15 protein-coding genes, 1 pseudogene and 1 riboswitch are annotated in these 17,922 nt (G+C 45.8%); of the genes and pseudogenes, 7 read left to right on the top strand and 9 right to left on the bottom strand.

The window, feature by feature from the left end:
• Both G625_RS21980 and G625_RS0111420 read left to right on the top strand, forming a co-directional pair.
• A partial coding sequence (locus G625_RS21980) for a group II intron maturase-specific domain-containing protein (protein ID WP_029201221.1) occupies positions 1-219 on the top strand: 219 nt, incomplete at its 5' end.
• 242 nt (positions 220-461) lie between these two features.
• Positions 462-2,048, top strand: a complete 1,587-nt coding sequence (locus G625_RS0111420; RefSeq protein ID WP_084152871.1) for an AAA-like domain-containing protein — start codon at positions 462-464, stop codon at positions 2,046-2,048.
• A gap of 33 nt (positions 2,049-2,081) precedes the next feature.
• Here G625_RS0111420 and G625_RS0111415 read toward each other — a convergent pair whose 3' ends face one another.
• Positions 2,082-2,279, bottom strand: a complete 198-nt coding sequence (locus G625_RS0111415; protein ID WP_156885104.1) for a hypothetical protein — start codon at positions 2,277-2,279, stop codon at positions 2,082-2,084.
• 152 nt (positions 2,280-2,431) lie between these two features.
• Between G625_RS0111415 and G625_RS0111410 the strand changes: the two genes are divergently transcribed.
• Together G625_RS0111410 and G625_RS0111405 are read left to right on the top strand one after the other, a co-directional pair.
• The gene (locus tag G625_RS0111410) at positions 2,432-2,713 is read left to right on the top strand and encodes a type II toxin-antitoxin system RelE/ParE family toxin (protein ID WP_029201218.1); all 282 of its coding nucleotides are present in this window, start codon (positions 2,432-2,434) and stop codon (positions 2,711-2,713) included.
• A 13-nt stretch (positions 2,714-2,726) separates the two neighbouring features.
• The gene (locus tag G625_RS0111405) at positions 2,727-3,029 is read left to right on the top strand and encodes a HigA family addiction module antitoxin (RefSeq protein WP_029201217.1); all 303 of its coding nucleotides are present in this window, start codon (positions 2,727-2,729) and stop codon (positions 3,027-3,029) included.
• 210 nt (positions 3,030-3,239) lie between these two features.
• Here G625_RS0111405 and G625_RS0111400 read toward each other — a convergent pair whose 3' ends face one another.
• Positions 3,240-4,271: a threonine aldolase family protein gene (locus G625_RS0111400; RefSeq protein ID WP_029201216.1), complete on the bottom strand. Its 1,032-nt coding sequence runs from the start codon at positions 4,269-4,271 to the stop codon at positions 3,240-3,242.
• Between the two features lie 468 nt (positions 4,272-4,739).
• On the opposite strand from G625_RS0111400, the gene G625_RS19630 reads away from it, so the two are divergent.
• Together G625_RS19630 and G625_RS0111385 are read left to right on the top strand one after the other, a co-directional pair.
• Positions 4,740-5,042 (top strand): hypothetical protein, encoded by a 303-nt coding sequence (locus G625_RS19630; protein ID WP_044932471.1) that lies wholly within the window; start codon positions 4,740-4,742, stop codon positions 5,040-5,042.
• Between the two features lie 2 nt (positions 5,043-5,044).
• On the top strand, positions 5,045-5,386 hold the full coding sequence (locus G625_RS0111385) for a type II toxin-antitoxin system RelE/ParE family toxin (protein WP_029201215.1): 342 nt from the start codon (positions 5,045-5,047) through the stop codon (positions 5,384-5,386).
• A 252-nt stretch (positions 5,387-5,638) separates the two neighbouring features.
• On the opposite strand, the gene G625_RS0111380 is transcribed toward G625_RS0111385, so the two are convergent.
• The 7 genes and pseudogenes from G625_RS0111380 to G625_RS19610 form a co-directional block, all read right to left on the bottom strand.
• Positions 5,639-7,279 (bottom strand): carboxylesterase/lipase family protein, encoded by a 1,641-nt coding sequence (locus G625_RS0111380; RefSeq protein ID WP_029201214.1) that lies wholly within the window; start codon positions 7,277-7,279, stop codon positions 5,639-5,641.
• 34 nt (positions 7,280-7,313) lie between these two features.
• Positions 7,314-9,245, bottom strand: coding sequence for a M3 family metallopeptidase (locus G625_RS0111375; RefSeq protein WP_029201213.1), 1,932 nt, complete (start codon positions 9,243-9,245; stop codon positions 7,314-7,316).
• Positions 9,246-9,313: 68 nt separating this feature from the next.
• Positions 9,314-11,983: a homocysteine S-methyltransferase family protein gene (locus G625_RS0111370; RefSeq protein WP_029201212.1), complete on the bottom strand. Its 2,670-nt coding sequence runs from the start codon at positions 11,981-11,983 to the stop codon at positions 9,314-9,316.
• Positions 11,984-12,039: 56 nt separating this feature from the next.
• Positions 12,040-12,804 carry a vitamin B12 dependent-methionine synthase activation domain-containing protein gene (locus tag G625_RS0111365; protein ID WP_029201211.1) on the bottom strand — a complete coding sequence of 255 codons (765 nt, stop codon included), beginning with the start codon at positions 12,802-12,804 and terminating at the stop codon, positions 12,040-12,042.
• A 181-nt stretch (positions 12,805-12,985) separates the two neighbouring features.
• Positions 12,986-13,896 (bottom strand): annotated as a pseudogene (locus G625_RS19625) (methylenetetrahydrofolate reductase).
• Positions 13,897-14,349: 453 nt separating this feature from the next.
• Complete coding sequence (locus G625_RS21365) at positions 14,350-15,873, bottom strand: bifunctional folylpolyglutamate synthase/dihydrofolate synthase (protein WP_029201210.1); 1,524 nt, start codon at positions 15,871-15,873, stop codon at positions 14,350-14,352.
• Between the two features lie 196 nt (positions 15,874-16,069).
• Entirely contained in the window at positions 16,070-16,657 is a 588-nt protein-coding gene (locus G625_RS19610) for a folate family ECF transporter S component (RefSeq protein ID WP_044932467.1), read from the bottom strand.
• 48 nt (positions 16,658-16,705) lie between these two features.
• A riboswitch (THF riboswitch) is annotated at positions 16,706-16,807 on the bottom strand.
• Positions 16,808-16,958: 151 nt separating this feature from the next.
• On the opposite strand from G625_RS19610, the gene G625_RS0111340 reads away from it, so the two are divergent.
• Positions 16,959-17,918 (top strand): hypothetical protein, encoded by a 960-nt coding sequence (locus tag G625_RS0111340; RefSeq protein ID WP_029201209.1) that lies wholly within the window; start codon positions 16,959-16,961, stop codon positions 17,916-17,918.
• The last annotated feature ends 4 nt before the right edge of the window (positions 17,919-17,922 follow it).

Here is a 17,922-nt window from a genome sequence, read left to right as displayed (position 1 = left end):
AAGCTAAACGAGATACTGGTTGGTTATTTCCATTACTACGGGATTTCAGATAACTCAAGGAGTATTAAAGCTTTTAGGTATGAGGTGATGAAGAGCTTGTTCTATTGGCTCAACAGACGTAGTCAGAAGAAAAGCTACAATTGGGTGGATTTTCTTAAGATGTTAGATTACACTCACCCCTTAGCCGAAGCAAAAATATACGTGAGTATCTACGCATGATAGTATACGAGGAATGAGTCTCGTAAAGAGCCGGATGCGGGAAATCTGCATGTCCGGAATTCTGTGAGGGGCAGAGGGAGCAATCCCCCTGTCTACTCGACCTCTTACATCTACTCGACCCATAAAATGAATAACATGAGATTGAAAAACTGTGACCGGAATAAAACGGCCACAGTTTTTATGTTATAATCAAAAGTGATGAATGATTGTTGACAGGGTTCGTGTGGAGGGATATTTGAGTGATGAAAAAGTTTAATACAACAGCGGTATGTATACCATCAAAGCATTATATGGTAGATCTCTCCGAGAGGGTGAAGGAAATAAAAAGGCTTGTAGATGATGGTAAGTATTTTACAATCAACCGGGCGAGACAATATGGGAAAACGACAACTATAAAAGCTCTGACGGAATATCTGAAACCAGACTATGACGTGCTTAGCCTTGATTTTCAGAAGATAAGTGCTGCAAGCTTTAGGACTGAAGAAAAATTTGTACAGGCTTTTTGCCGTCAGATACTGGTACGCGGAAAGAGTCTTCCAATTCCTGGAACATTAAAAGCGGAATTACAAGAATATATTTCCAGAAAAGAGAATAAAGCAGTGCTTGATGAGTTATTCTTTTCTCTGACAGAGTGGTGCGAAGGTTCCGAAAAGCCTGTGGTGTTGATTATAGATGAAGTGGATACAGCAACCAACAATCAGGTATTTCTTGATTTTCTTGCACAGTTAAGAGCGGATTATCTGGAACGGGAAGATGATCCGGAAAAGAAAGCATTTCAATCAGTCATCCTTGCCGGAGTGACGGATGTGAAACACATAAGATCAAAGATCAGACCGGAGGATGAACATAAGGAAAATAGTCCGTGGAATATAGCAGCCGATTTTACGATAGATATGAGTTTGTCTGAAAACGGTATAAAAGGGATGCTTGATGAGTATGAAGTAGACCATCATACCGGGATGGATACAGCGGTCATGGCCAAAAGTATCAGAGACTATACAAATGGTTATCCTTTTCTCGTGAGCAGAATTTGTCAACTGCTGGATGAAGAAGTCAGCAAAACAATGAGCCTGTCTGAAGCGTGGACAGAGAGTGGCATAGATGAAGCTGTCAAGTTACTTCTTGCAGAAAATAATACACTATTTCAGACATTGACCAAGAACCTGAATAACTATCCGTATCTGAAAGCTTCTATCAGAGGCATACTGATGGAGGGAACCAGGCTTACATGGAATCCGGATCAGGAAGATATCGTGCAGATGCAGATGTATGGCCTGATCCGGAATGACCATAACACAGTGAGAATTGCTAATCGAATATTTGAAACAAGGCTATATAACCTTTTCCTTTCAGATGAGGAACTAAAAAGTAATGTTTTCTCTCGAGAGGGTGAACTTGCAAAGAATCAGTTCATCACAGAGGGTAGACTTAACATGCGCCTGATATTGGAAAAGTTCATTAAGACGTACACTGAAATATGCGGACCTTTGGTGGAGCGCTTCAAAGAGAAAGATGGCAGAGAACAGTTTCTGTTGTATCTGAAACCGATCATAAATGGAACCGGAAACTACTATATCGAAGCACAGACCAGAGACCAGACAAGAACAGATGTGATCGTCGATTACCTGGGGAAGCAGTACATCATAGAACTTAAGATATGGCGCGGGGAAAGGTATAATGCAGAAGGTGAAAAGCAGATCAGTGAATATCTGGATTATTGGAATCTGAATACCGGCTATATGCTTAGTTTTAATTTCAACAAAAATAAAGAACAGGGAGTAAAGAGGGTAGAGATCGGAGATAAAGTTCTGTTTGAAGGAACGGTATGATGGCGCAGCAGGCATTTATGCTATCTCACATAATCAAAGCTTAAACAGTTTTATTGAGGACGTGGCAAGGTATTCTGTAGCACCTGAGTCAAGCTTTACTGCTATCACACGTACGGTCACGTCAGTAGTACCCTCTTTGGGATTACCCAAGATGACATCCATGCCTTCATAAGAATCAGCGTCTGATTTTTCAAGACGTTTGGCAAGACCGATGGAATCTTTCAGCCGCATAACACATAGATGATCGTGATCGACACAGTAGCGGAACATGAGTAAATCATGCTAAGAAATAAGAAATGAATAAGGATAAGAAATAAGAAATTGACAAAATTGATTAAAGCGTGTATCTTCAAAGCAGAAGTACTTATGGAGAACAGAAGTAAATGATAGCGGAATGGCATGACAAAGAAGCTGAAAAAATATGGAATATGAAATTCTCTACAAAGCTGCCTCAAGACATACAAAAGATAGCGAGGAGAAAGCTTGTAATGGTTCATTCGGCTGCAAGTATCAATGATTTGAGAGTGCCTCCGTCGAATCATCTTGAAGAATTAAAAGGTGATCGAGAGGGGCAGTATAGTATTAGAATTAATGATCAATATCGAATATGTTTTTATTGGAATAATGGAAATGTGATCATTCAAGAAATAGGTGATTATCACTAAGGAGGTGACTTATATGATGGATTTAGAGCCTATATCACCAGGAGAAGTATTACAGGAAGAGTTTCTTGGACCAATGAATGTAACAGCATATAGACTTGCCAAGGAGATACACATTCCTCAGTCAAGAATCAGTGATATTATAACCGGAAAGAGGGGGATTACAGCAGACACTGCTATGAGATTTGCAATGTACTTTAGAACAACACCGCAGTTCTGGCTGAACATTCAAAATCAGTATGATCTAGATATGCTTAAGTTATCAGGTAAGATTGTTGATATGTCCAATATCAGACCTTACAATCTGATGCAAGGATAAATGGCGGTAACTGCTGATTGTTTTAGATATTATTCCTTAATTGTGCGGCAAAAAACAGCATATTAAGATGGACAAATATAGCATCCTGGATTAAAGGAACATTGGTGCCTGACACCAACGTGAAAAAATCAGGCGGTTACTGAGCATACACTAATTAAGCACCCCTGCCGGCTCAACTATGTTGATGCCGGTAGGGGTGCTGTGTTCAACTTAAACAAGTATTTTTGCCAATGCTTCAATCTGTTCTTTTGTTGTGGCCCATGAGGTGCAGAATCGGACTACCATGTTATCCTTATCATAGGGCTCCCAGGTACTGTATATTACTCCGGCAGCATCCAAAACAGAAAGGGTCTTTTTCGGCATGATGATAAACTGCTGATTGGTAGGAGAGTCTATGAAGAATCTGTAGCCTCTGTCGGTAAATACCTTCTTCAGTTCTTCAGCTCTTTCGATAGCGTTTCCCGCTATCTCAGTGTACAGTCCATCTGTGAATAATGCATCAAACTGTACGCCGTTTAATCTTCCCTTTGCGAGAAGCGCACCATGCTGCTTTATCAAGGTGACCATCTGCCTGGGGGCATTTCCTCCGGGATATACAATTGCCTCTCCGCAGAGTGCACCAACCTTGGTGCCGCCGATATAAAAGACATCTGTAAGCCCGGCAATATCCTTTACAGTTACATCAGTGGTTTTGCTTGTTAAACCATAGCCAAGTCTTGCGCCGTCAAGGAAAAGGGGAAGATTCCACTTTTTACATACCTCCGAAATGGCTTTAAGCTCTGATTTTGTGTAAAGAGTGCCATACTCTGTCGGGTGGCTGATGTAGACCATGCCCGGGAAAACCATGTGATCATGGTCGGAATCTGCGTAAAATCCCTGAACCATGCTGTCTAACTCCCCGGCATCCATTTTTCCTTCATGACTTGGAAGAGTCATAACCTTGTGACCTGTATATTCTATAGCTCCGGCTTCGTGACAGTTTACGTGACCGGACTGTGCGGATACAACACCCTCATACATACGAAGAGTGGTATCGATAACTGTCTGATTGGTCTGTGTGCCGCCTGTCAGAAAAAATATCTCTGCTTCGGGACAACCGATGAAATCACGGATTTTTTCTTTTGCACTCTCTGTATAGGCATCTGTACCGTAGCCTGTCAGCTGTTCCATATTGGACCTGACAAGAGCCTCCAGAACCTTGGGATGACAGCCTTCTGTATAGTCACTTGCGAAATTTAACATAGCGTACCTCGTAATAATGATTATTATATGTTCGTCAAAATACACACTTATAAATATATCATGAAATTTTATTTTGCGGATTTCGAAATTTCTCCACCTATAACAGGGACTTTCTCAGGAAGAAGGGCGATGTAGTCAAGATTTCACCCGAAGGAAAGAGACAGTTCTTTGCGGCTGATGATTCAGAGCTTAGCTACGCATGTATCCAGGTTAAGGCCGGTTCAATCGATGGCTACACTGCAGATGATGCCGTGATATACTGATTCCATGAGCTGGTAATCAGCAGATTCTTTTGAGGCGGTGATACTTGATGATAATAAATACATGATCCAATTTCGCCGTTTCTTATCGGGAATTATTGCTAAAAATGTTCGACGAATTATTCGAATAATTTGTTGACTGATTTCTGTGAATACGCTATAATAAAGGCAATTCAAACCAATCATGTTTAATTGAGGAGGGATTGATATGCCGATGATAGCACCAGTATCCGAACTAAGAAATTATGGACAGGTACTTGAAAAAGTAAAACCAAACGCTCCTGTTTATCTGACTAAAAATGGTCATGGTCAGTTTAGCGTTCACAGCATAGAGGATGATGAGGAATTTGAAAAGGCGAGGGCGATGGTAAGACTCCTGACCGAGATAAACAAGGGTATACAATCTGGAGAAGAACAAGGCTGGCTCTCTGATGAAGATCTTGATAAACATTTTATTGAGAGGCGTAAGCAGAAGGAAAAGATGCTAATGGAACAGAAAGCGGAGGGTTAAATATGATTTACCAACTTAAATACTCTCCGATCGCTGAAGATGATCTGGATCGTGTGTGGGATGAAGTCTGGGAGGCGTCGCAAAACTTTGATATAGCGGGCAAATATGTGGAAGATCTTCGTAATGTCTTGAAACAAAAGAAGAAGTATCCTAAGACAGGTAGTCCGCTCACATACATGGGCGAGTTTACGGGACTGTATTATGTGACATTTAAGGAGTATATGGCATTTTACAGAATCCACGGTGATGTGATCGAGGTTGCAAGGGTGCTGTTCTCACGAAGCGATTATATGAAGGTATTGTTTGGGAAAAGCGAGTATATTCTTGAAGACGATGAGGATTGAGAATAAAGTGATTCCCACAGTTTGTCCGACATGAATAGACGGAATACTGTGGGGATATTTTTATGTTGACAAATTCCCGTCTTTGACAGCTTTTTAAAGAAAAAAGTCCTGCATGTGGATCTGCCTCAATGGGCATGACGGCGGGTATCTTCAATATTAATAAAATGAAATCCCCGCCAGATTTATACTTCTGACGGGGATTTCCAATTTCTATTTTTCTTTACCGGAATAAGTCTATATTTTCATCAGGCCTTAGGCTTTCTGTTCCCGTGCGGCTACTATATCTAAAAGGTATCCGGGGGTAAAGTACTTATCCATAAACTGGTAGTAGCCGGTCAAGGGGAGTACTGCCTTGTACTGGTCAGCCAGAAGGCCTTTTTCCATATGCATGTCACCGGGTCCTGCGATGACCATAACGTTCTGGTCGTCAGCAGAGTATGTCTTCCATTCAACCTTGTCTGTTGAAGGGTTGCCGCAGCGTGCGAAATTGGTCCACATCTGCTGAACGGTGGTAAAAATCGCATCGGAGTTGTTTGTGCCGTTGAAGGTGCTGCTGGTTCCCATTCCGCGAAGGTTGAACACGAACATAAGCTCTACTGAATGTGCTGCTCCCACATCCGCATTGCTGCCCGGATACGACCAGTAGTAGCAGAATGTCTTGTTGAATGGGCTTTGTGTGTCGAGCTGCTGGAGCATGGGAACCCTGAACATGAGCTCATTTATGAACTCTGTCTCCATAAGTCCCGGCTCCGGAGTCCTGCAGACACGCTTGAATTCCTCGTAATACTTTTTGTCCTCATCCTTAATGTAGGGCACTGCGTCACCTACGCTGCGGCTGGCGAAGAGCTTTTGTTCTTCCATGTTCAGGCACGGCCCCTCGCCCATGAAAAGCCTTGCTTCGTCAGCCGTGCTGCCTGCCATGATGGATATGTGCTTTGCGTAGCCCTTACGGTACAGCTTGACGGGTGCTTCCGGAAGCACCTCAGTTCCGTAGTAGGGGCAGGATGTGAACTTGCCCACTGCTTCGACATATGCCTCCTGAAGCTTCTCTTCGGACAGAGCCATGATGTCGTCCATGGTCTTGCAGCCGGTGTACTTAAGCAGAGCCTTAGTCTTGCCCTGCGCAGACTCACAGTCCACGGGGAATGCCAGACCGGTGGAACCGCTCTGGGCTATGACCTTCTGGAAATACTGGTTTGCCTCCTTCATGACCGGCAGGATAGAAACCGAGCCGCCGCCGGCGCTTTGTCCAAAGATGGTCACGTTTCCGGGGTCACCGCCGAAAGCTGCGATGTTCTCATGCACCCACCTGAGTGCCATAGCCTGATCCAGCAGGCCGTTGCAGGGTGCTGTCTTGAAGTTTTCGCCGCCGGGAACTGACGAGAAATCCATGAAGCCGTACATGTTCAGGCGGTAGTTAATGTTCACAAAGATGATGTCACTATGCACCTGGATGAGGTTGGCTCCGGTGTAGGAGATCTGGGAGCCTGAGCCGACAACGTAAGCGCCGCCATGGATCCAGACCATTACCGGCTTCTTCTCGGTCTTATCGTCGGTGTTGACCCAGATGTTCAGGTAGAGACAGTCCTCGGAGACCAGCCTCTGAATGCAATCGTCATAGCCGAGTGAGCCGTAAGCACCCTTTCCGTAGTACTTTGCTTCGAAAATCCGGTCATCTGCGTCCACGTACTCCGGTGCCTTGAAGCGGCGTTCGCCCACAGGAGGCTTTGCGTAGGGGATGCCCAGCCACGATGCGATCCCGTGTTCCTCGGTTCCGACGAAAGTGCCGTTCACGCACTTCACGGCATGAGCCTCATCGTAGTCTCCCGTTATTTCGTTGTTCAGGTACTCGTACGGCTCAAAAATGGCCAAATCCTTGAATTCTCTTTTCATGTATCAAACTCCTTTCTTCTTGAATATGAAATGTTTATTTTGCGGTTTTGATATACTCATCGATAAGCTCAGATATGAGTTTACCTGCCGATTCATATGTATCGTCCTCCAGAGGATCCACACCGGCTATTCTTAAAAGGTCTGCCGGAGATGCTGATTTGCCTGCCTTTAAGAAACTGATATAGGCATCTATCGCTCCCTGGTCCTTTTCCTCCACCTGTTTGCATATTGAAGCTGCATATGTGATAGAAGTAGCGTATTTATATACATAGTAATCATAGTAAAAATGAGGGATCCTTGCCCAGTCAATGCCCGAATCCTCAAGGAGAGTCATTCCGTCACCGTAATAAAGCTTCTGAAGCTCCATCCACTTATCAGCCATGTCATCCGCATTAAGGGAACCGCCCTTTTCGATTGTTTTATAACAATAATCCTCAAATTCAGAATACAGACATTGTCTCATGATCGTACTTAAGAACAGGTTGATCTCACTGTCAAGCCAGTAAAGCTTCTCGTCCTTTGACTTGGCATTGTCGATCATATATTTATGGAACATGATTTCATTGGCGGTTGATGCTACTTCCTGAGTGAATATTCCGGGGGTATTGTTATATTTGTTCTGATTTTCCGCAGAAAACTCACTGTAAACAGCATGACCCATTTCATGGACCAAGGTGGAGATATAGGACTCAGACTCGTTAAAATTGTAGAGGACGTAGGGAGTGGTCACATCTCCATCCAGGTATTCAAATGCCCCTGACCTCTTGGTTTCTGTAGGATATACGTCGATATGAGGACTTTCGATTATCTTATCAAAAACTTCAAGGTATTCATCCCCCCATACCGAAATGCCTTTTCTTCCTATATTTGCGGCATCCTCATAGGAAATCTTTTTCGGCGAATAATCCGTAACCGACTGCTGAAGATCACAGAGCATGATCTCATCCTGGGAAAGCAGATCCTTCTTAGTCTCATAATATTCATACACCTTTGGCAGCATATCATGTGTAAATTCAATTATCTTATCGTAAACCTGCTGGTCTACGTCTGAATCATAAAGCGCTGCGGAAAGAGTTGAATCAAATCCGTGCATCTGGGCTCCGGCCCAGTTTCCTCTTATTGCTCCTTCCAAAAGAGAAGCGTAGGTATGGGCATAGGGCTGTCTCATGGCATTACGGAGTCCGTATATCTCCTTACGGAATTCATGATCATACTGAGGACTTTCCATGATCCTCGAATACTCTTCATCTGTAAGTGTTCCCTCAGTACCGTCAGGGTAGGTAAATGAAGGCCTCGGGAGCTCAACATTATCAAATATAGAATGAGTATCATAGCTGTTGACTGCGGGGCTAAGGAGTGCTACAGCCTTCTGGACATCCTCAGACAGTACCACATATTCAGGATCCGTAAATCTCTTTAACGAGTATGCATAGGGCTCAAGACGTTTATCCGAAAAGATTTCCTTACGCTTTTCAAGGGGCAGCTCCATGATCTCAGGGTCATAAAAGGCATAGGCCATCAGATGCTTTTGAAGGACCTCATTGTATCTTGCGCGCACAGTTCCTGCCCAGGAGTCTGTCGCGTCAAGGGCGTCAAGAAAAGAAGAGTACATACCTGCTCTATGAAGGATATCGTTTATTTCCATAAGCTTGGGATTTTCCATATCATTTAAGATACCCTCTGCACTGTTAAGAGTTCCTCTCTCGGCTTCGATCTCCGGAAGCAGTTCTTCAACCCGCTTCATATCGGCTTCAAAGGCTTCCTTATCGGCATAAAGATCCGTAAGATCCCATTTGGTCGGAAGGTTTTTAAGTACCTTATCCTTAAGGCCTGTTTCCGCTGCTTCAGGAGCTTCGGACTCTTCAGTGTTACTGATGGTATTTGTGGTCACTTCCGGAATATTGGTGGCAGAGCACCCGGATACCATAAGGGCGATACCAAGCAGCATCGATATCTTTTTTTTCATTTTGACCTCCTGTTTTCTTAGATGGCTTGAGACGTGAGTGTTAAAGGAGAACTATAGCCACACCCATATCACAGCAAACCCTTTTCACAAAGCTCATCCGCATAGCGTACCGTTGCCATGGCATCGCTCCCGTAGAAGTCGGCACCTATCCTGTCGGCATAATCCTGCGTCATGACCGCGCCGCCCACTGCTATTTTGCAGTCGGGCTTTTTTTCGTGGAGCTGCCTGATGGTTTCCTCCATATTAACGACAGTGGTTGTCATGAGGGCGGAGAGACCCACAAGCTTTACGTCCTGGTGAAGGGCAGTCTCAACTATGGTCTCCGGCGGCACATCCTTTCCGAGATCGATCACATCATAACCGTAGTTCTCCAGAAGCACCTTCACTATGTTCTTTCCGATGTCATGAATGTCTCCCTTAACTGTGGCCAGGATGACCATGCCCTTTGATTCCTGCGGGCTGTCGGACATAGATTCCTTTACTACCGTGAAGGCCGCCTTTGCGGCATCGGCTGCCATCAGAAGCTGGGGCAGGAAAAGGGTTCCCTTTTCAAAGCCTTTTCCCACTATATCCAGGGCCGGAACCAGATCCTGATTAATGATATCGAGAGCAGACCTTGTCATGAGCGCCTCTTTTGTTGCGGCAGCTGCAGGTTTTGCCATTCCACGTTCGATGGCTTCCATGAGCTTTGAGTGATGGCTCTGACCGCTGCCTGACAAAGAACCGGTCGGAGATGAACCCGGTGGAAGTATCTGAGATGAAGTACCTCCGGACGCACCGAAGCTTCCGTTCTGATCTCTGCTTAAACTACCGGAGCTTCCGGTCGGACCTGTACCAGCACCACCGGAAATCCCCGAAAACTCTCCCTTTGATGCTTCGAAGGAAGCATTACCCACTGGGAGACGGTCGTAAGGCTTAACGTCTCCGGCTGATATGCCAAGGGCGTTTAACACCCGGGAGCGGCAGGCATCAACTGCCTCGGAAACCCGCTTATCCGGGGTTTTGTAATTCTTGTAGGCACCGATGAAATCAAGGAAGTTCTCATCCTGGGCGGTAAGGGCGCAAAAGCTCCTGTAGGCCTGCATCATCGCCTGGTTGTTCGGGTTAATGATGGCACAGGACAGTCCGTTCTGAAGTGCCATGACGAAGAAGTAGGAGTTCACAAGCTCCCTTGCTGGAAGTCCGAAGCTTATGTTGGAAACTCCCAGAATGGAATTTCCACCAAGCTCGTCCCGGATCCGTCGTATAGTTTCAAGTGTCACAAGGGCGCTTCGTGGATCGCTTGATATGGTCATGCAGAGCCCGTCAATAACCACATCTTCTTTAGGGATTCCGTAGGATGCCGCGGTATCATAAATCTTTTTTGCGATAGTGATACGACCGTCGGCAGTATCAGGGATCCCGTTTTCATCGAGAGCAAGCCCAACGATGACTCCGCCGTACTTCTTCACGAGAGGGAATACGCTGTGCATTACCTCCTCTTTGCCGTTTACGGAATTGATGAGAGCCTTTCCGTTATAATGTCTAAGTGCCCGCTCCATGGCTGCCGGATCTGAGGTGTCAATCTGAAGGGGCAGCGCCAGCACGCTTTGAAGTCTGGTGAGGACTTCGTCAAGAAGCTCTGCCTCGTCTATTTCCGGGGTGCCGACATTAACATCAAGCACATGAGCGCCGGCATCCTCCTGCTGTAAGCCCTGATCCACGATGTAATCGATGTCATGCTCCACAAGAGCCTGCTTGAAGCGCTTTTTTCCTGTAGGGTTGATGCGTTCGCCGATGATTACAGGCTTTGCGCCGCCGCCGATCTCCACAACCTGAGAGAAGGAGGAGATAACGGTATGAGCCTCCGGCTTCGGTGCCCGGAAGGGAAGAGAAGTCACGGCTTCAATTTCCTTTTTGATGTGTTGAGGGGTGGTGCCGCAGCAGCCCCCGAGACCCACAGCTCCGAGACCTGCTATGGTCTTCATGAAGCCTGCAAATGCCTCCGGATCCACATCATAGACAGTCCGCCCATCCACGGATTTCGGGAGACCTGCATTGGGATTTACCAGAACCGGAACGTGGGCGGCTTTCACCAGACGTTCCACAATGGGAATCATCTGTTCAGGACCGAGAGAACAGTTTGTACCGAGGGCATCAACACCTAAGCCCTCCAGCATGGCAACGGCTGATTCAGGAGCGCCGCCGGTAAGCATTTTTCCTGATGCGTCGAAAACGCAGGTTATGAAAACCGGAAGGTCACAGTTTTCCTTAGCAGCAAGGACAGCAGCCTTGGCCTCATAGGAATCGTTCATGGTTTCGATGAGCACCAGGTCTGCGCCTTCACGGGCACCTATGCGGACAACTTCGGCGAAGATGTCCACTGCATCATCAAAGGAAAGGTCTCCCATTGGTTTAAGCAGCTTTCCTGTTGGACCGATGTCCAGGGCGATATAAGCATCCTCCTCCCGACCGGATCTTTTTCTTGCTTCCTTTGCAAGGTTCACGGCAGCAGTAACTATTTCATCAAGATTGTCCCGGAATTTCAGCCGGTTTGCACCGAAGGTGTTGGTGTTGAAGATGTGGGATCCGGCATTGAGATATCCTAGATGAAGTTCAATGATCTCTTCGGGGTGTGAAAGATTCCAGGTTTCCGGAAGCTCTCCCGGCTGAAGTCCCTTCTCCTGAAGGATGGAGCCGGTGCCTCCGTCAAAAAATATCCATTCTTTTCCTAAACGTTCCAGTATGTTTTTTCGCATTAAAAGTCTCCTCTGTAAACGCAAGTTTTCGCTGTTTATGAGAATGTATTTGACCATTAGCAGTGCCTGTATATACACCCGGAAGCCATACTGCAATTGGTACAGGAGGTTTCCGGAAGGGCATTCCGGCAGATATTCTGAGAGCCGGTTGCCTCTTTTACGGAAAGACCTGTGGCTTCGATTGGGTTCACGATGTCGGCAAGATAGTCCTCGTCCCTGTGGGGCGAACTTTCAGCTGCCTCAGCCTTCAAGCAGCCTATAAATGCTGTTATGGATTTGCTGGGAACCATGAGGAGAGTGTCCGTAAGGCTGATGCCGCACCATTTCTGCATGTCCAGGATCTTTGCAAAATCGGTCTGAAGCTGAAGGGGCAGATCACCATAACCCGGAGAGTATCTGGGACGGAGCCGGTAGCCCTTTTCTGCCTCCTGAGCCCTGATTTTTTTGATTTCAGAATCAGCAAAGGCCTCTACCATTTCAGCCCCCGCCGCCTGATATATAGAGGCTTCCATGAGGCTCGAAAGCTCGCTCCGCTTTATGAGCATGTCGATGCCCATGCCGATAGTAGCTGCAAACATATAGGCGTGATCGCAGCCCTCCAGGTTTTTGAAAAGATTCCTTGATCTGATGCGGAGTCCTGCGATCTCGGTGATACCCGGGGCAGTCTGCTTCACCGGAAAGCTTCTGCAGAAGCACCGTGGAGCCGCGGCTTCCTGCATTTTCTCGACACAAAGCCGGATCCTTTCATCAACCTCTTTAGAGGGAGTAATGTTCCGGTATCCGAGAAAACGATATATTTCTTTGGTTCGTAATTCAATCATAAAACAGGGGGTCAGTAATATTATTGGATATTAGGTCAAATATGAGCGCTTATCATGTTGACTGCAATCACGGAAAACAGCAAAAGAAGTCAACCGGCGGAACAGGATTACCTTCAAAACTTGATCCAACCTCGGTCTTTATTAAATAAGCTCAGGCTTAACAGATACCATTTGCCCGTCTTCAGACCTTCAGTATCTCCGAAAGATTATTCTGTATCGCTTCAGCGATATCCGGTTTATTCATGGAATAAACGTGGATGTGCCTTACGTCATTGGCGATGAGATCGATGATCTGCTCGGTTGCGTAAATGATACCTGCCTGCTTCATGGCATCGGGATGGTCGCCAAATTTGTCGACTATCTCTCCTGCTTCATGGCATCGGGATGGTCGCCAAATTTGTCGACTATCTCTCTGAATCTTGTAGGAACAGAGGTTCCGGAGAGTGCAACAGATCTGCCCAGCTGTTTAGCATTGGTAATGGGCATGATACCGGCAAGCACTGGCACCCGGATGTCGTTTTCACGAAGTCTGTAGAGGAAATTAAAGAACTCAGCATTGTCAAAAAACATCTGAGTCGTGAGGAAATCAACGCCGGCATCCACCTTTTTCTTCAGGTTTTTAATGTCTTCGTCCTTGTGGGCGCACTCCACATGGCCTTCCGGATAGCAGGCACCGCCGATGCAGAAATCGCCGTGAGCCTTGATGTCGGCTATGAGTTCAGAGGCGTAATGATAGTCATGATGTGGAGTTCCGTCCTTCGGGATATCACCACGGAGAGCCATGATGTTCTCGAAACCGTACTCCGTGAATTTTGAAAGCATGTTTTGAACGTGCTCTCTGGTGGAGGAAACGCAGGTAAGATGCGGGAGAACCTCCACTCCGTGCTTGTCACGGATATTCTTTGCGATATTTAGGGTAAACTCCGAGGTTCCGCCGCCGGCACCGTAGGTCACGGACATGAAGCTTGGGTGCAGAGCGGCAACCTCTTCGGTTGCCTGCTGTACGGACTCGAAATTTTCAAGCTTTTTAGGAGGAAATACCTCAAAGGATAATGTTACCTTGCCGTTTCTTAATATATCGATGATTCTCATAGATGATCCTTTCGTCTGTAACAGGCGGAACTCCGCTGCTTTTTGACCATGTGTAGTTGACAAATCCTTGATAAGTCCATCACAGGACAGAATTAACTTTATTTAACCATATAGATAGGACAATTCAAAATATATTTATTTTAGTAAAGGCTATAGGCATAATTTATTGTAACAGTTCAGCCGGGGCATGAGTAACATAGCAGGAACGATTATTGCCTTTTGATTGACTTAATTTCTATATGGCATCATCTGAGTCATGTGATGATCTGTGTGTGAATGACTTAAGTTCTGGTTTCCGTTATCTGAGTCATACATAGGACGGAGCCTGAATGACTCAAATTTTGGTTTCCGTTATCTGAGTCAACATTTTTTGAATTCCTGTCTGACCGCAATTTAAAATAATCCTAAATGAGTCAAACATGTAGTTGTGAATCATTGACTTAAACATAGTTTTTACGTTAATGAGTCAATCGAGTCCTTTTCCTGAATATGACTCCTGATGTCAGCCACTTGATACAGCGAACCGAAGCAGATGACGGGAGTGTTTGTTTTTTTTGCATGTGCCCAGGCCTTGTCCGCAGCTTCTGTGACTGAATCCGCCACATCCACAGAACCGGAAAAATAGACCGAAATCTCCTTTTTCAGAACCTTGGGATCAAGACCACGGGTGCTGTATGGGAGCTCTGTCACGAAGCTCTCCGCAAAAGGAGTGATGAGACGGAGCATCTCGTGATAATCCTTATCCTTCATGACACCCATGACGAAACAGATTTTTTTACCGGGCAGAAAAGTTCTTATGGAATTAATAAGCGCCATGACGCCGTCCGGATTGTGGGCACCGTCAACGATAAATACAGGATCGGAAGAGAGGAGTTCAAAACGTCCGGGCCATTTTGCCTTAATGAGGCCTGCACGGACTGCTTCATCGGAAATTTTATAGCCACGAGCTCTTAAGCAGGAAACGATCTCCAGAACTACGGATGCATTATCAGTTTGATAAGCACCAAGGAGACACAGCCTGATGTTTTTGAAATCCCTGTAATCAAAAACCTGACCGGACAGATCCCTTGAATGAACAGAAAGGGATGAGGGGTCTGTGATAATGATATTGCCTGCCATACTGAAAAAGCCGGAAGTACCGGAATGAACAGAAAGGGAAGACGGCTCACTGACTATGACATTGCCACCTTTACGGAACAAGCCGGAAGTACCGGAATGAACAGAAAGGGAAGACGGCTCACTGACTATGACATTGCCATCTTTACTGAAAAAGCTTGAGGTACCGGAATGGATAGAGAGTGATGAAGGCTCGGTGATGGCTGCATGTTCTTGGGTATCTGAATTGACATTTCGGAATATTTTAGAGATAACCTCCATAACTGAAGGCTTCTGATGCAGCAGAACCACATCGGAGCCTTTCTTTATGATGCCGGCTTTCTCCTGAGCTATCAGCTCTTCCGTACCCCCCAGGACCTCTGTGTGGTCAAGACCGATGCTCATGATAGCGGCAACCTCCGGGGCATCGATGATATTGGTGGCATCCAGACGGCCGCCCATGCCCACCTCCAGAACAACGAAATCGCAGGCTTTTTCATGAAAATAGCAGAGTGCCATGGCGGTTATAAGCTCAAAATCAGTGGGTTCCTCATTGAGATCTGTTACAGCGGCTTTGATCCTTCCGGATAGCCTTATGAGGTCATCATCGGAGATGTCTGTACCGTCTACGGAGATCCGTTCATTGAAACTAAAGAGGTGGGGAGAGATGTAAAGACCGGTTTTTAAACCGGCCTCTGTGAGGATGGACCTTATCATGGAGCAGGCGGAGCCTTTTCCGTTTGTTCCTGCTATATGTATGAATTTAAGCATTTGCTGAGGGTTGCCCAAAGCGTTCATGAGAGCCTTCATGCGATCAAGACCAATCTTTGCATGCTTCCAATCCGCGCCATGTAAAAGAGCTATCGCTTCATTCCAGTCCATAAAAATTTCCTCTATAAACGCATGTTTTTTCGCCGTTTATATCTGACATACAGATGTCAATCTATTCGGCTCCTCTATAAACGCATGCTTTTAGCCATTTATATCTAGCATACAGATACAGATCTAATTGGCTCCCCTGTAAACGTATGTTTTTCGCAACTATACATACCCTAAGCATGACTTATGAACTCTATCATCAGATTGCCAGTGCGTTTCTGATATCTGCACGCTTCAGAACGTTTGTAAGGGTATAGATTATTATCATCTGTACCGGAGCTGTTACGACTGCCTGCAGTGACCTTGTGGCCAAAAGGCCGGTGAAGCTTGAGCCGTATATGATGGATATCCAAAGGGTGTTCATAAGGAGGCTCAGAACAAACTGGTTAATGAGAACTGCCGTTACTATACGGAGGATCAGCGAAGCTGAACCTGCCTTACCGGAAAATGACGAAGCATCTGAAGCAGAGCTTTTTGAAAATAAAGGTTCTGAGGAATGCTTTTGATAGAGCAGAAGCCCGAACACAGCTCCCATAAGGATCTGGGTCAAGGTGAAGCCTGGAAAGTAAGGACCTCTCGGAAATGCCACCGCACCGATGAAATCACCTAAACCGCCCACCAGGGCTCCGGCTGCGGGTCCATAGAATATTCCGGCGATAACAAGTGCCGTGAATCCGAAACCTATGCTCACGTTCCAGGCATTGAAGGAACAAAATCTTGTCAGGATCACCTGAAGAGCCACAAGAACTGAAAGGGTTACCAGAATTCTCGTTGAGAATTTTTTCATAATAATACCTCCTTTGCAGCCCCTGACTACAAAGGAGGTAAACTCCACTGCAGCGGGATGCGGCTATCGAACCGCGCCAATGCATTGGCTTCGTCCCTCCGACAAACTCCCCGTTCGAAGGGCACTGTACGCTCGATTGCCTACTCTGCTAAAAATTATTTTTTTCTGTTTCAACTACAATGTATATCAAAACCTTCGATTGGTAAAGTGGATATTTTTTCGGCGTTCTGATACTATAGCTTGGGAATTACACATCAGCTGAAGATAATGGGTTTTAAACCTGAAAAAAGGAATTATAGGCATGAACGAAAAATTAAAGAATGAAATAAAAAATGAAAAGAAGAAGCTTAGCCGCATGACCTTAGGGCAGAAGGCTGAGTATATATTTGAGTACTACAAGTTTCCAATCATCGTTACTGTCGTTGTGATCATACTGGTGGCTTCCATACTGAGAACCGTCATAAACAATAAGCCTCTCGGATTCTACGCCATGTTTCTAAACGGCTCCGGGCAGGAGATGTCTGTAAGCGCCGATGAATTGGAGAAGAGGTTTTCGGAATATGCCGGAATAGATGGCGGAAAAGAGAAGGTGGTCATCGATACAACGGCTTCTTTCAATCCAAATGTCAACAGCCAGTACACCATGGCTCAGAATGCCAAGATCACAGCTCTTTTTGCTTCACATGACCTGGATGCCATGATCATAGATCCGGGGGTCTTCACCTATTATGCGCTGAACGGAGCCTTTGCGGATCTGAGAGATGTGCTAAGTGAAGAAGAGTTCCTGAGATATAAGGATGAAAACAAGATCTACTATATAGACGGTTATATAATAGAAAAAATGAAGAGCCTTGAGGCAGGGGACACGGAAATCCTGTCTCTAAGTGAAGCCGACGGTAAGGAGGAAAGCAAAGGGCGCTCTGAGGAAAACGAAGGAGCTTCAGGAGAAACCAAAGGGGACTCTGAGGATTCCAAAGAAGCTTCAGAGATAACCCAAAGAGCTTCAGAGGAAACCCTTGATGAGATGGAGCAGTTTGCAGCCGATCTTATGGGGAAGCCGGATGTAGTGGCAAGAGATGCGTTTGAAGTTCCCGATCCTGATGAGATGAAGGAGCCCATTCCTGTTGGCATAATCGTAACAGATGCAAAAGTCATATCGGAAGGGGGCTTTTTTGCCGCCACAGTTCCGGTTTTCGGAGTGCCTGTGCTTTCCGAAAGGAAGGACATTGCCCTCAGATTTCTTGATTTTTGCAGCAGATAAGCCG

Source organism: Oribacterium sp. NK2B42 (assembly GCF_000424445.1).
Classification (GTDB): Bacteria; Bacillota; Clostridia; order Lachnospirales; family Lachnospiraceae; genus Oribacterium.
The sequence above is the reverse complement of the archived record's forward strand: the minus strand, read 5'-3'. Positions and strand labels throughout refer to the sequence as shown.

Coding starts and splice junctions, on each gene's coding strand:
- G625_RS19610 (WP_044932467.1), bottom strand. CDS start 16,657: ATGAAAAAATTCTCAACGAGAATTCTGGTAACCCTTTCAGTTCTTGTG.
- G625_RS21365 (WP_029201210.1), bottom strand. CDS start 15,873: ATGGACTGGAATGAAGCGATAGCTCTTTTACATGGCGCGGATTGGAAG.
- G625_RS0111420 (WP_084152871.1), top strand. CDS start 462: ATGAAAAAGTTTAATACAACAGCGGTATGTATACCATCAAAGCATTAT.
- G625_RS0111380 (WP_029201214.1), bottom strand. CDS start 7,279: ATGAAAAGAGAATTCAAGGATTTGGCCATTTTTGAGCCGTACGAGTAC.
- G625_RS0111400 (WP_029201216.1), bottom strand. CDS start 4,271: ATGTTAAATTTCGCAAGTGACTATACAGAAGGCTGTCATCCCAAGGTT.
- G625_RS0111370 (WP_029201212.1), bottom strand. CDS start 11,983: ATGCGAAAAAACATACTGGAACGTTTAGGAAAAGAATGGATATTTTTT.
- G625_RS0111340 (WP_029201209.1), top strand. CDS start 16,959: ATGAACGAAAAATTAAAGAATGAAATAAAAAATGAAAAGAAGAAGCTT.
- G625_RS0111405 (WP_029201217.1), top strand. CDS start 2,727: ATGATGGATTTAGAGCCTATATCACCAGGAGAAGTATTACAGGAAGAG.
- G625_RS0111365 (WP_029201211.1), bottom strand. CDS start 12,804: ATGATTGAATTACGAACCAAAGAAATATATCGTTTTCTCGGATACCGG.
- G625_RS0111415 (WP_156885104.1), bottom strand. CDS start 2,279: ATGCGGCTGAAAGATTCCATCGGTCTTGCCAAACGTCTTGAAAAATCA.
- G625_RS0111385 (WP_029201215.1), top strand. CDS start 5,045: ATGATTTACCAACTTAAATACTCTCCGATCGCTGAAGATGATCTGGAT.
- G625_RS19630 (WP_044932471.1), top strand. CDS start 4,740: ATGCCGATGATAGCACCAGTATCCGAACTAAGAAATTATGGACAGGTA.
- G625_RS0111410 (WP_029201218.1), top strand. CDS start 2,432: ATGATAGCGGAATGGCATGACAAAGAAGCTGAAAAAATATGGAATATG.
- G625_RS0111375 (WP_029201213.1), bottom strand. CDS start 9,245: ATGAAAAAAAAGATATCGATGCTGCTTGGTATCGCCCTTATGGTATCC.